11 protein-coding genes are annotated in these 13772 nt (G+C 73.1%); 8 read left to right on the forward strand and 3 right to left on the reverse strand.

What is annotated here, in order from left to right; genetic code table 11:
• Positions 1-20: 20 nt before the first annotated feature.
• From AOM01_RS13150 to AOM01_RS13160, 3 genes are read right to left on the reverse strand one after another with little or no spacing between them, the layout of a single operon-like run.
• Positions 21-2180 (reverse strand): transglutaminase TgpA family protein, encoded by a 2160-nt coding sequence (locus AOM01_RS13150; RefSeq protein ID WP_062294361.1) that lies wholly within the window; start codon positions 2178-2180, stop codon positions 21-23.
• Complete coding sequence (locus AOM01_RS13155) at positions 2177-3382, reverse strand: DUF58 domain-containing protein (protein WP_169746566.1); 1206 nt, start codon at positions 3380-3382, stop codon at positions 2177-2179. Before AOM01_RS13155 ends, AOM01_RS13150 begins: the two co-directional genes overlap by 4 nt.
• Positions 3383-3429: 47 nt before the next feature.
• Positions 3430-4425, reverse strand: coding sequence for an AAA family ATPase (locus AOM01_RS13160; protein WP_062294366.1), 996 nt, complete (start codon positions 4423-4425; stop codon positions 3430-3432).
• 204 nt (positions 4426-4629) lie between these two features.
• Here AOM01_RS13160 and mraZ point away from each other — a divergent pair, with 204 nt between their 5' ends.
• From mraZ to murD, 8 genes are all read left to right on the forward strand, one after another.
• Positions 4630-5097: a division/cell wall cluster transcriptional repressor MraZ gene (mraZ, locus tag AOM01_RS13165; protein WP_062294368.1), complete on the forward strand. Its 468-nt coding sequence runs from the start codon at positions 4630-4632 to the stop codon at positions 5095-5097.
• A 108-nt stretch (positions 5098-5205) separates the two neighbouring features.
• Positions 5206-6216 (forward strand): 16S rRNA (cytosine(1402)-N(4))-methyltransferase RsmH, encoded by a 1011-nt coding sequence (rsmH, locus tag AOM01_RS13170; protein ID WP_062294370.1) that lies wholly within the window; start codon positions 5206-5208, stop codon positions 6214-6216.
• Positions 6213-6602 (forward strand): cell division protein FtsL, encoded by a 390-nt coding sequence (gene ftsL, locus AOM01_RS13175; protein ID WP_062294372.1) that lies wholly within the window; start codon positions 6213-6215, stop codon positions 6600-6602. The genes rsmH and ftsL overlap by 4 nt, the downstream gene beginning before the upstream one ends.
• A 5-nt stretch (positions 6603-6607) precedes the next feature.
• Positions 6608-8398: a peptidoglycan D,D-transpeptidase FtsI family protein gene (locus tag AOM01_RS13180; protein WP_228374310.1), complete on the forward strand. Its 1791-nt coding sequence runs from the start codon at positions 6608-6610 to the stop codon at positions 8396-8398.
• A 2-nt stretch (positions 8399-8400) separates the two neighbouring features.
• Positions 8401-9939 carry a UDP-N-acetylmuramoyl-L-alanyl-D-glutamate--2,6-diaminopimelate ligase gene (locus AOM01_RS13185; protein WP_156155991.1) on the forward strand — a complete coding sequence of 513 codons (1539 nt, stop codon included), beginning with the start codon at positions 8401-8403 and terminating at the stop codon, positions 9937-9939.
• Positions 9936-11315, forward strand: coding sequence for a UDP-N-acetylmuramoyl-tripeptide--D-alanyl-D-alanine ligase (locus tag AOM01_RS13190; protein ID WP_062294376.1), 1380 nt, complete (start codon positions 9936-9938; stop codon positions 11313-11315). The genes AOM01_RS13185 and AOM01_RS13190 overlap by 4 nt, the downstream gene beginning before the upstream one ends.
• Positions 11312-12397: a phospho-N-acetylmuramoyl-pentapeptide-transferase gene (gene mraY, locus AOM01_RS13195; protein ID WP_062294378.1), complete on the forward strand. Its 1086-nt coding sequence runs from the start codon at positions 11312-11314 to the stop codon at positions 12395-12397. Before AOM01_RS13190 ends, mraY begins: the two co-directional genes overlap by 4 nt.
• Entirely contained in the window at positions 12394-13770 is a 1377-nt protein-coding gene (gene murD, locus AOM01_RS13200) for a UDP-N-acetylmuramoyl-L-alanine--D-glutamate ligase (RefSeq protein WP_228374311.1), read from the forward strand. The genes mraY and murD overlap by 4 nt, the downstream gene beginning before the upstream one ends.
• Positions 13771-13772: the final 2 nt, after the last annotated feature.

The raw sequence follows: 13772 nt of genomic DNA on the forward strand, positions 1-13772 counted from the left end.
GTCCGGTAGCCGCGGGGCCCTCACCCGCGCGCGCGGGCGCCCTTCTCCACGTCCTTCGCCGCCTCCGCCACCACGTTCGCCCACCCGCTGAGGACGTCGACCGCGACGCCGCTGCCCGACGGCGCGTACCGCTGGTCCTCGACCGCCGCGCGCAACGACGCGAGGGCGACCCACGCATCGTCCCCCAGCGCGGGACCGTCGTTGAGGATGGCCAGCTCCGTCTCGGCCGGCGTGAGCGTCTCGTCACCCGCGCGCGGACCGATCCTGCGCCGCATCGACGCCCACGCGCTCTCCGCGTCCGTGATCGACGCCGCGCCCCTGCGAGCGCGCCACCACAGAAGCGCCGAGCCGGCTGCCACGACGATCACCAGGACCGCCACCACGATCCATGACGCGGACGGCCCGCGATCGGCGGCGGCGGGCGCGGGCCCCGCCGATGGCTCGGCCGTCGGGAGCGGACGGTCGGGCTGAGCGGTGGGTCGCGTGGTGTCGCGGATGTCGGGCACGGGGGCCAGGTCCTGCTGGTCGGGCGTCGCGTAGGCGGGACGCTGGCCGGTCTGGACCGCGGGCGTGGGCTCGAAGCGCACCCACCCGTGACCGGGGAAGTAGAGCTCCGGCCAGGCGTGCGCGTCACGGCCACGCACCACGAAGCGTCCGTCCGACTCCGCGCCGCCCAGGTACCCGATGGCCATGCGCGCAGGGATGTCGAGGGTGCGCGACATGATCACCATCGCGGTGGCGAACTGCACGCAGTAGCCGCGTCCGTCCGCGAGGAACGCCGACACCGCGTCGCCGCCCGACGGGGCGACGTCGGTGCTGTACTGGAAGTTGGGCCCGCGCAGGTACTCCTGCAGCAGCAGGGCGGTCTCGTAGCGGTCCGTCGCGGGAGAGGTGACAGCCTCCGCGACCTTCCGGACCTTGTCGATGTCGATGCGCTCGTTGAGCTCGAGGTAGCGGTCGGGGACCGCGGAGTCGCCTCCGCCGGCGATGAGCCCGTCCGCCTCGCGCAGCGACTCCTCGGTGTGGAAGTCGCCGGCCGAACGGACCGTGTAGGTGAGCCCCACCGTTCCCTCGGGGCGGCCGATCAGGACCTCGTCGGTGGACGCGTCGTACGTCCACTCGTCGCCGGCGGCGAGCGACCGCGGCGCCGACGGCACCGGCACGCGCGTCTCGGCTGAGTTGCCGATCGCGATGGTCGCGGTGCTCGGCTCGGAGATGAGCGGGTCGAGGAGATCCTCCGGCCACAGCACGCCCGTGGCCGGGCGCATGTCGCCCTCGGGGTCGCGGTCCCACCGGGTGCCGTCGAACGTGCCGAACGAGTAGGCGCGGAGCACGTCGAGGCGGCCGTCGCTCGACGTGTAGGTGAGCACGGGCTCGGTGGACTGCTCCGTGAGCGAGTGACGTAGGTCGATCTCGAGGTCGAGCCGGGACGCCCCGCCGAGCTCCGCGGGCAGGGTGAGGCGGGGCATCGCGCCCCAGCCGGGCCCGCCGATCGCGAGCGGCGCGGCGACGAGCGCCACCAGCACCGCCGTCACCGTGGCCGCGAGGGCGGCCGCGGGCGGTGCCGGGGCGGCCCCGTCGCGCGCGCGAGCGCGCCACGGACCGCGGTCGCTACGGCGGGACAGCGCGATCACCGCGAGCCATGCCGCGAGGGCGCCCGCGAGCACCACGGTGGCGACGCGGCGTTCGAGCGTGAGCGCCGGCAGCCACGGCGCGAGCAGCAGGAAGCCGGACGACGCGGCGAAGCCCGCGCCCACCGCGACGGCGTCGACCGCGAGGAACAGGCTCACCACGGCGAGCGTGATGCCTCCCGCGAGCGAGGACTCGACCTCGGCGGGCGCGACGGTGTGCTGCGCGTACCAGACGGCACGCTCGGCGACGAGCCGGATCCCCTCGAGGGTCTCCCCGCGCGGGAACCATGAGGTGCCCCCGTCGAGCGTGGGCACGTACGCGACCATGATGAGCCACGCACCGGCGATGCCGCCGGCGACGGTGGGCAGGAACGGTCGGCCGGTGGCGAGCCTCGTGAGCACCACCACGGCCGCCGTCGCGGCGAGCACCGCGGCCATGGGGCGCAGCCAGTCCCCGAAGACCACCAGTCCCGACAGCCCGCCCACGCCGAGGCCCGCCGCGATCGCGATGAGCGGCGTGGCGACCAGCCGCCAGCGGCCCCCGTTCACACGACCTCTTCCGCGAGGAGCCTCGCCCAGGCATCCTCAAGGCGTTCCGGCTCGATGGAGGCGACCGCGCGCCACCCTGATGCCGTGAGCGACTGGACGGTGCGGTCGGCGCGCGCGCGTGCGGGCTCCGGTGCGCGGACGATCGCCCACGCGCGACCCGTCTCGCCCAACGGCGCGAGCGCCCGCAGCGCGACCGTGCCCGAGGGTTCGATGACCGCCACCACGACGTCGCGGTGTCCCGGGTCGAGCCGGCCGGCACCCGCCGCGATGAGCCGATCCGACTCGGCGGTGCTCTCCGTGGGGACCAGGTCGACGGTCGAGTCGAGGAGCGCGGCCCTCGCGGATTCCGCGGCGCGACCGTGGGTGTCGTGCACCGAGGTCTCCTGGGTGCCGGCGATGAGGCGCACGGGGTGGCCCGCCTCGACCACCGACAGCGCGACCGACGCCGCGGCCGTGATCGCCCACTCGAGGCCGCTCGGGGCGGGAGGGAGGCCCAGCAGGATGGTGGCGGCGGTACGACCCTGCTGCTCCTCGGACCTCACGAGCAGCGTGCCGCGGCGAGCCGAGGACGCCCAGTGGACCCGGCGCAGGTCGTCGCCGTCGCGGTAGTCCCGCAGCGACGCGTCATCCGCCGCTGGGGTCCGCGCCCCTGCATGCGCGCGGTCCGCGCTTCCCATGAGCTCGCCCGCGCTCGCGGCCAGGTCCACGACGGTGGGCCACACGGCGACCTCGACGGCGGTGCCGACCGCGCGGTCCGACCAGGCCAGGCCGAACGGGTCCGCTGCCCGCGCCAGCGCCGGACCGAGCAGCCAGCGGCCGCGGCGCGACGGCTCCAGGCGGTAGCGCAGCTCGACGGTCCCGGACCGCCGGGAGATCGCGGCACGGGTCCCGGCGCCGCCCGTCAGCTCGGCCGCGGCCTGCTCGCGCAGCCGCATCGCGCGGGCCAGCGCCCCGCGCACCGCGACCCGCACCGTCACCTGTGCGGGCGCGCCCGCGCTGAGCGTGGCCGGGCTCACCTCACGGGTGACCGCGTGCACGCGCGCCCGGGTGGTGAGCACCTGCGCGACGATCCACGCCGCCGCGACCGCGGCGGCCGCGAGCACCGTCGCGCCGATGAGGACCAGGGGAGCGGAGGCGAACCCGACCCCCACCAGCAGCAGCGCTCCGCCGCCGGCGGCGAGGCCCACCCCGCGGGGGGTCACGACGGTCTCCGCGTCCTGGTCGCGACGCACCGGGGACGTCAGCCTCCTCATCCTCGCGACAACGCCTCAGGCGCGCGCGCCGCGGGCACGGCGACGCGGGCGAGGATGTCCTGGATCACCGCCTCCGCGGTACGGCCCGCGGCACGCGCCTGGGCGGCGGGGATCACGCGGTGGGCGAGGACCGGCACCGCGAGCGCCTTGACGTCGTCAGGCAGCACGTGGTCGCGTCCGGCCATGGCGGCACGCGCCTTGGCGGCGGCCAGCAGCTGCAGCGACGAGCGCGGCGACGCCCCCAGGCGGAGGTCGGCGCTCTCGCGCGTGCCCCGCACCACGTCCACGAGGTACTGCTTGACGGCGGGGGAGCCGTAGATGCCGCGCACGGTGGCGATGGCCCGCTCGAGGTCGGCGGCCGTCGCGACCGCCCGCACCTCCGCGAGGGGGTCGTGGCCGTCGTGCGCGTCGAGCATGGCGATCTCGTCGTCCGAGCTCGGGTAGCCCACGGCGATGCGCGTCATGAAGCGGTCGCGCTGGGCCTCGGGCAGCGGGTAGGTGCCCTCCATGTCGATGGGGTTCTGCGTCGCGACCACGAGGAACGGCGCGGGCAGGGGGCGGGTCTCGCCGTCGACCGTGACGGCGCGCTCCTGCATCGACTCGAGGAGTGCCGCCTGCGTCTTCGGCGACGCACGGTTGATCTCGTCCGCGACCACGATGTTCGCGAACACCGGACCCGGACGGAACTCGAAGCGGTGCTCGTCGCCGCGGAACACGCTGACGCCCGTGACGTCGGACGGGAGCAGGTCGGGGGTGAACTGGATGCGACCGACGGTGGTGTCGAGCGCGCGTCCCAGCGCGCGGGCCAGGGTGGTCTTGCCCACCCCTGGCACGTCCTCCAGCAGCAGGTGGCCCTCCGCGAGGATCGTCGCCAGCGTCGCATCCACCGCCTCGTCGAGCCCCGACAGCACCGTCTGGAGCTGTGTGCGCACCCGCAATGCGAGGTCGGCCACCTCGGCGAGCTGAGCGGCGGTCGGGACGGTCGTCGTCATGGGTTCCCCTCTCCCCTTGGTCCGAGCCTAGTTGAGGCGTGTACGCCCGGGCGAGAGAGATTTCCCTCCACCGCTTTGACGCTCGGACTACCTGGTGTTTTGGTGAAATGTAGCGAAGTATCTGCCGATTTTCCGAGACATGTGGAGGGAAGTGGAGTAAAGTGGGGGCATCGGGAGGGACAGGGAGCCTGAGGGGAGGGGCCGATGTCTGAGAGCACGACGTTCGGCCTCGGGCCCACGGGTGTGTTCCTGGGCACCTTCACGCCGCGCCTCGACGACAAGGGGCGGCTGATCCTCCCGGCGAAGTTCCGTGGTCGGCTCGCGTCGGGGCTGGTCGCAACCCGCGGTCTCGACCGCTGCGTGTTCCTCTTCCCGCTGGACGAGTTCGCGCTCATCCACGACCGGCTGCGCCGCGCGCCGCTCGAGAACAAGGCGGCGCGGGACTACCTGCGCAGCTTCCTCGGGCACGCGAGCGACGACATCCCCGACAAGCAGGGCCGGATCCTGCTGTCGCAGCCGCTGCGCCGCTATGCGGGGCTCGAGCGCGACGTCGCCGTGGTGGGCATGGGCTCGCGAGTCGAGATCTGGGACGCGGAGCGATGGGAGCAGTACCTGGAGGCCGGCGAGGACGCGTATGCGGAGACGGCGGCAGAGATCTTCGACGACATGTAGGAGCGCGTGCCCCGTGGCCTCCTCCCGGATCGCTCTGGCGGACTTCCCCCCGCCAGAGGAGCTCGGAGGGAGACCACGGGGCACGGGCGGACCGGGAGAGGAGGGGCGATGGGCGAGAACGGGAACGATGCGCGTGAGGACGCGGCGTCGCGCCACCGACCGGTGATGCTCGACCGCTGCGTCGACCTCCTCGCGCCCGCCCTCGACCACGAGGGCGCCGTCGCGATCGACGGCACGCTCGGCATGGGCGGCCACACCGAGGGCATCCTCGAGCGCTGCCCGCAGGCCCGCGTGGTCGGCATCGACCGCGACCCGCAGGCCATCGCGCTCGCGTCGGCGCGGCTCGCGCGGTTCGGGGACCGGTTCATCGCCCACCACGCCGAGTACGACGACATCGCCGGCGCGCTCGCGGCCGCCGGCGTCGACCACGCGGACGGCATCCTGCTCGACCTCGGCGTCAGCTCGCTGCAGATCGACGACGCCGAGCGCGGCTTCTCATACGCGCAGGACGCGCCGCTCGACATGCGTATGAACCCGGGCGACCCGGTCTCGGCGGCGGACCTCCTGCGCGACGCCGACGAGCGCGAGCTCGCACGGATCCTGCGCGAGTACGGCGAGGAGCGCTTCGCCGCGAAGATCGCGCGTTCCATCGTGCGACGCCGCGAGACGGACCCGATCACCCGCTCGACCGAGCTCGTCGACCTCGTCCGCGCCTGCATCCCGGCCGCGACGCGCACGCCGGGCGCGGGCAACCCTGCCAAGCGCACGTTCCAGGCGCTGCGCATCGCGGTCAACCGCGAGCTCGAGGTCCTCGAGCGCGCGATCCCCGCGGCGATCGAGGGCGTCGGCGTCGGCGGGCGGGTGGTGGTCGAGTCGTACCACTCGCTCGAGGACCGCATCGTCAAGCGCGCGTTCGCCAAGGGCGCCGAGACCCAGGCGCCCCCCGGGCTCCCGGTGGTGCCCGAGTCCGCGCAGCCGTACCTCCGCCTGCTCACGCGCGGCGCCGAGAAGGCATCGGCCGAGGAGGCCGAGGCGAACCCCCGTTCCAAGCCCGTCCGCCTCCGCGCGGCCGAGCGAATCAAGACCACCCCGCCCGAGCGTCTGAGGAGGACCGCATGAGCGCCGCACCCCTGCGTCAGCAGCGTGCCTACGCGCCCCGCCCCGAGGCGGCGCCGCGGCGCCAGCTCCGGGCGGTCAGCGCACCGGAGACCCAGCGCTCGCTGGTGCCGTTCGCGCTCCTGTGCATCGGGATCGTGATCGCCGCGCTCGCGTCGGTGCTGCTCATCAACACGTCGATGGCGGAGGGCGCCTACGAGCGTCGCGACCTCAAGATCGAGATCGCCGACCTCCACGTCCAGCAGGCGGCGCTCGACGAGACGCTCGACGGCAACGCCTCGCCGGCGAGCCTCGCGAAGCGGGCGGCCACGCTCGGCATGGCTCCCGCGTCCGCGCTCGGCACCGTGTCACTATCGGACGGCATGGTTCTCGAGACAGGGAAGAAGTAGACCGGATGCCTTCGCCCCGCGCGCCCCGCATGGCGGACCCGCGGTTGCGACAGCGGATCCTCACCGTGGTCCTGCTGGCCGTGATCGTCGTGTTCGCCGCCCGGCTGGTGATGATCCAGGCCGTCAACGCCCAGTCCATCGCGGACGAGGCCCTCTCCGAGCGGCTCGTCACCAAGGAGCTCACCGTCCCTCGCGCCGACATCGTCGACCGCGACGGGGTGATCCTTGCGACCTCGGTGGAGCGCTACAACGTGGGCGTCAACCAGGTGAAGATCCGCGACTTCGTGCGCACCGAGGACGGCGAGGTGGTGGCCTCCGGCCCCGCCGGCGCCGCCGACATCCTCGCGCCGATCCTCGACATGGACCCCGACGAGCTCGGCGCGGCGATGGTGGGCGACAGCACGTTCGTCTACCTCGTCAAGGACATCTCGCCCGAGAAGTGGGACCTCATCGCCGCGGAGAAGATCGCCGGCATCGAGCCCGAGCAGGTCTCCAAGCGCGTGTACCCCAACGACTCGCTCGCCGGCAACGTGGTCGGCTTCATGGGAGGAGCCGCCGAGGGCAACGGCACCGTGGGCCTCACCGGCGTCGAGGCGGCGTACGAGGATCAGCTCGAGGGCACGCCCGGCGAGATCACGTACGAACGGGACTCCACCGGCGCGTACCTCATCCCCACCGGCGTCCAGGAGGAGACGGCCGCCGTCCCGGGCCAGGACGTGGTCCTCACGGTCGACCAGGACATCCAGTGGTACGCGCAGCAGCGCGCGCAGGAGGCGATCGCGGAGACCGGCGCGAGCCAGGCCACCGTCGTCGTGCAGGACACGCAGACGGGGGAGATCCTCGCGCTGGTCGACTCGGACTCGGTCGACCCCAACGACCCGGCGGCCTCGGACTCCGACGACCGCGGCGCGCGCTCCGTGTCGACGATCTTCGAGCCCGGATCGACCGCGAAGGTCGTCACGATGGCCGCAGCGATCGAGGAGGGCGTCGCGACCCCGCTGTCGCACTTCACCGCCCCGTACAAGTACACGACCGCGAACGACCAGACGTTCACCGACTCCCACGAGCACGAGACCCAGAAGCTCACGCTGTCGGGCATCCTCGCGACGTCCTCCAACACCGGCACGGTCCAGGTGGGCGAGCTGATGAGCGCGGCGACCCGCGAGAAGTACCTGCGCAAGTTCGGCTTCGGCGAGACCACCGGCGTGGGCCTGTACGGCGAGTCCGCGGGCATCATGCGCGACTGGGAGGACTGGGACGGGCGCACCACGTGGGGCGTCACGTTCGGTCAGGGCATCGCCGTGACAGCGCTGCAGGCCACCCAGGTGTTCTCCATCATCGCGAACGACGGCGTGAAGCTGCAGCCCACCGTGGTGAAGGGTTTCACCGACGCGGACGGCACGTTCACCCCGCGCGAGACCGCCGAGCCCAAGCGCGTGGTGTCGAAGTCGACCGCGAACCAGGTGCTCACCATGCTCGAGGACGTCACCCAGGACGGCGGCACGGGCGTGCTCGCGCGGATCGACGGCTACCGCGTCGCGGGCAAGACGGGCACCGCCCAGGCCGCGGGTGCGGACGGTCGCCTCACGTCGATCGTCGCGTCCTTCATCGGCATCGCCCCCGCCGACGACCCGCGTATCGTCGTATCCGTCATCCTGCGCGACCCGAAGACCGAGATCTGGGGCGGCACCACCGCCGCGCCCGTCTTCAAGGATGTGGCAACCTTTGCGTTGCAGTCCCTGCGGGTGCCGCCGTCCACGACGGACCCCACGCTGTACCCGACCACCTGGAAGTGAGAATGCCGGATCTCTCGATGCGTCCCCACCGCGTCGCCGGCGCCCTGCTCAGCGCCATCGAGGCGCGCGTGGGCGCGGACCTGCACGGACCCGACGTGCGCGTCACGGGCGCCACCGTCGACTCCCGCGGAGCGGAGCCGGGCGACCTGTTCTGCGCCCTCCCGGGAGAGAACGTGCACGGCGCACGCTTCGCGGCGCAGGCCGTGGCGAACGGCGCCGCCGCGATCCTCACCGACGCCGAGGGTGCCGCGGAGTCGCGCGCCACGGGCGTGCCCGTGCTCGTCGTGACGCACCCGCGCCGGTCCGCCGCGCTCGCCGCGGCGGAGGTGTACGGCGACCCGTCGCGGGACGTGCCGCTCGTGGGCATCACCGGCACCAACGGCAAGACCACCACGTCGTTCCTGGTCGAGGGGGCCCTCAGGACGGCACACGAGAAGGTGGGGCTGCTCGGCACCGTCGAGATGCGGATCGGCGACGAGTCCGCGCCCGCGGCTCGGACCACCACCGAGGCGCCGATGCTGCAGGGCCTGCTCGCCCGCATGCGCGAGGCGGGCGTGGGCGCCGCCGTGGCCGAGGCATCGTCCCAGGCCATCGCGCTCGATCGCGTCACCGCGACCCGGTTCGCGGTGGTCCTGTTCACCAACCTCTCCTACGAGCACCTGGACTTCCACCACACCATGGAGGAGTACTTCGAGGAGAAGGCCCGCATCTTCACCCCCGAGTTCGCCGACCGCGCGGTGGTGCTGATCGACGACGAGTGGGGCCGGCGCCTGGTGGACGAGGTGTTCGTCCCCGTCGAGACGGTCTCCACCCGCCCCGGCTCGCCTCGCGGCGACTGGAACGCGGTCGAGGCGTGGCCCACCGAGCGCGGCGGCATGCGGTTCGTGCTCGTGGCCCCCGACGGCTCGCGCCACGACGTCGACATCGCGCTTCCCGGGCTCATCAACGTGTCCAACGCCGCCGGCGCGATCGTCGCCGCGCACGCCGTGGGCGTCCCGCTCGCGGACGCGATCCGCGGCGTCGAGACCGCGCGTCCCGTGCCCGGCCGCACCGAGATCGTCACGACGCGCGACGCCGACACCCCCATGACCGTGGTCGACTACGCGCACACGCCCGACGGCATCGCCAGCGTGCTCGACGCCATGCGCCTCGTCACCCCTGGCCGCATCATCATCGTGTTCGGCTGCGACGGGCTCCGCGACGACTCGAAGCGGCCGGGCCTGGGCACGGCCGCCGCGACCCACGCGGACGTGGTCATCGTCACCGACGAGAACCCACGCACCGAGCCGCCCGAGCACATCCGCGCGCGCATCCTCGAGGGCGTCGACGCGGAGCGGCCCGACCGCCACGACGTGCTCGAGATCGCGCCGCGGTCCGCCGCCGTCGAGGCCGCGGTACGCATGGCCGGGCCCGACGACACCATCATCGCCACCGGCAAGGGCCACGAGACCACGCAGGAGATCGACGGAGTGCACCACCCCTACACCGACGCGGGGGCCTTCCTCGACGCCATGGCCGCGCTGCGCGAGGAGCGCGCGTGAGGCCCGTCACCGCCCAGTGGGTCGCGAACGCCGTCGGCGGGGTCCTCGCCGCGGACGTCGACGCGCTCGTCACCGGCGTCGAGAAGGACTCCCGCGCCATCGCGCCCGGTCACCTCTACGTGGCGTTCGTCGGGGAGCGCGTCGACGGCCACGACTACGTGCCGCAGGCCGTCGCCGCCGGCGCGGCGCTGTGCCTCGTGTCCGAGCCCGTCGACGCCCCGCACGTGCTGGTGACCGACGTTCAGGCGGCGCTCGGCATGCTCGCGCGCGCCTACCTCGCGCTGCTGCGCTCGGAGGGCGAGCTCACGGTGATCGGCATCACGGGCTCCAACGGCAAGACCACCACCAAGGACCTCCTGGCGCAGTCGCTCCCCGACGTGGTCGCGCCCGTGGGCAGCTTCAACAATGAGATCGGCATGCCGCTGACGGTCCTCCGGGCCGGCCCCTCGACACGCCACCTGGTGCTCGAGATGGGCGCCAGCGGCCTGGGTCACATCGCGTACCTCACCGACATCGCGCCGCTCGACATCGCCGTCGCGCTCACGGTGGGCACCGCGCACATGGGGGAGTACGCCTCGCCCGACGACGTCGCGGTCGCGAAGAGCGAGATCGTGAAGGGCCTGGTCCCCGGAGGGGTCGCGATCGTGAACGGGGACGATGCCCGGGTAGCGCCGATGGCCGCGCTGGCGGAGCGCTCGGTGGTCTTCGGCGTGGGCCACGGCGACGTCGCGGCGCGCGCCGTCACCACGGAGCGCGGCCGTGCCTCCCTCGAGGTGGTGCTCGCGGGCGAGCCGCCGCGCGAGCTGCCGAGGCGCACGCTGTCGCTCGTGGGCGAGCATCACGTCACCAACGCGCTGGCCGCACTCGCCGTGTGCCTCGAGTGCGGGCTCGACGCGGACGTGGCCTGGCGGCGCGTGGCCGCCGCACGGCCCGTGTCCGCGCACCGCATGGCCGTCACCGAGCGACCCGACGGCGTCACGGTGATCGACGACGCCTACAACGCGTCGATCGAGTCCGTGCGCGCCGCGCTGCGCGCGCTCAAGCTCGTCGCCGAGGGTGGCCGCAGCATCGCGGTGCTCGGAGCGATCCTCGAGCTCGGGGACGCGTCCACGGAGATCCACGACTCGATCGGCACCGATGTGGTCCGGCTCCGCATCGATCGCACCATCATCGTCGGCGAGGGCGCGCGCGCCGTATACGTCGCCGCGGTCCGCGAGGGCTCGTGGGGCGACGAGGCCGCCTACGTCGATACAATCGCCGAGGCGCGCGCGCTCCTCGAGGAGACGCTGCAGCCCGGGGACACGGTCCTCGTCAAGGCGTCCCACGGCTCCGGCCTGTGGGAGCTCGCCGATCAGCTCGTGGGAGGAGTCGGATGAGGGCGGTCGTGTTCGCGGCAGGGCTGGGGGTCCTGCTGTCGCTGCTGGCGACCCCGGTGTTCATCCGGTACCTCACCCGCCGCCAGTTCGGCCAGTTCATCCGGCAGGACGGCCCGGCGAGCCACCACGTCAAGCGCGGCACCCCCACCATGGGCGGCGTCGTCATCATCCTCGCCGCCGTCCTGGCCTGGCTGGGAGGCAACGTCCTCGTCGGTCGGGCGCCCAGCGCATCGTCCCTGCTCGTCGTGTTCCTCATGGTCGGCCTCGGGCTCGTGGGCTTCCTCGACGACGCGATCAAGATCTCCCGTGAGCGTTCGCTCGGCCTCAAGGCCAGATGGAAGTTCCTGGGCCAGGGCGTGGTCGGGCTGACGTTCGGCGTGCTCGCGCTCCAGTTCCCCGACGCGAACGGGGTGACCCCCGCATCGTCCGCGGTGTCCTTCCTGCGCGACACGAACCTGGACTTCGCGATCTGGGGACCCACGGTCGCCCTCATCGTGTTCGTGATCTGGTCGAACCTGCTCATCACGGCGTGGTCGAACGCGGTGAACCTCACCGACGGGCTCGACGGGCTCGCGAGCGGCACCGCGGTGATCTTCTTCGCGGCATACGTGCTCATCTGCCTGTGGCAGATCAACCAGGCCTGCGGCGCCCCGGGTGCCGGCTCCACCTGCTACGAGGTCCGCGACCCGTGGGATCTCGCGATCCTCGCGGGCGCCATCGCGGGCTCCTGCCTGGGCTTCCTGTGGTGGAACGCGAGCCCCGCGAAGATCTTCATGGGCGACACCGGCTCGCTCGCGCTCGGCGGCGCGATCGCCGGCATGACGATGGTGACGCGCACCGAGCTGCTCGGCGTGATCGTGGGCGGCCTGTTCGTCATGGTGGTCGCGAGCTCGGTGCTGCAGATCGGCTACTTCAAGCTCTCCGGCGGCAAGCGACTGTTCAAGATGGCGCCGCTGCACCATCACTTCGAGCTGATGGGCTGGGGCGAGGTGACCATCGTGACGCGCTTCTGGATCATCGCCGCGATGTTCACGGGGCTGGGCGTCGGCATCTTCTACGCGGAGTGGGTGGCCTCGCTGTGACCGACCTGACGAACCTCGAGGGCCGTCGCATCCTCATCCTCGGGGTCGGCATCGCCGGCACCTCCGCGGCCGAGGTGACGCGCGAGCTCGGCGGCACCCCGGTGACCGTCGACGCCAACGGCGCGGCCGACCACCGCGACATCGCCGAGGTGGACCTCGCGACCTTCGATGTGGTGATGGCGTCGCCCGGCTTCGCGCCGCACTCCGCCGCGGTGCGGGCGTGCGAGGCGGCCGGCCTCGAGATCTGGTCCGAGATGGAGTTCGCGTGGCGCGTGCGCCGCCCCGGGATCCCGTGGGTCATGGTGACCGGCACCAACGGCAAGACCACCACCACTCAGATGGTGGGCGCGATCGCGAAGGCCGGCGGCCTCGACGTGCGGGTGTGCGGCAACATGGGCATCCCCGTGATCCACGCCGCGCGCGAGGAGTCGGATCTGGTCGCGGTGGAGATCGCGAGCCTGCAGCTGCACTTCGCGCACACCATCTCGCCGCACGCGGCCGTCTGTCTCAACGCCGACGACGACCACACCGACTGGCACGGCAGCCTCGAGGCGTACCGCGCGGACAAGGCGAAGGTTTACCAGCACGTCCAGGTGGCGTGCGTGTACCCCGCGGCGGATGCGCTGGTCGAGTCCATGGTCGCCGAGGCGGACGTCGTGGAGGGGGCGCGCGCGATCGGCGTGACGCTCGGCTCGCCGGCCCCGTCGCAGCTCGGCATCGTCGAGGGGCTCCTGGTCGACCGTGCGTTCGTGCCCGACCGCCACCGCGAGGCCGCGGAGCTGGGCGAGGTCGACGACCTCGCGCACCTGGTCGCGGGCGACGTGCCGCCGTACCTCGCCACCAACGCGTTGGCGGCGGCGGCGCTGTGCCGCGCCGTGGGCGTGCCGCCCGAGGCGGTGCGCGACGGCCTCCGGGAGTTCCGGCTCGACCACCACCGCACCGCGTGGGTGCGCGACCTCGACGGCGTCACGTACGTCGACGACTCGAAGGCGACCAACGCCCACGCCGTCGAGGCGGCGTTCGACGGTCGGGCCGACGCCTCGGTGGTGTGGATCGCCGGGGGCGTCGCGAAGGGCCAGGAGTTCTCCGCTCTGGTGGGGGCGATCGCGGGGCGGGTGAGGGCCGCGGTGCTCATCGGCGTCGACCAGGAGCCGCTCGCGACGGCCTTGGCGACACACGCGCCCGAGATACCCGTGGTGTCCATCCCGCCGGGGGAGGATGTGATGAGCCGGGCGGCCCAGGCGGCCCGGGGGCTCGCGGGGCCGGGGGACACGGTGCTCCTGTCACCCGCGTGCGCATCGTTCGATCAGTTCCGCAGCTACGCGGATCGAGGAGAGGCGTTCACCAGGGCGGTGGAGGCGTGGGACCGCTAGGA

Source organism: Demequina phytophila, assembly GCF_000971135.1.
GTDB lineage: Bacteria > Actinomycetota > Actinomycetes > Actinomycetales > Demequinaceae > Demequina > Demequina phytophila.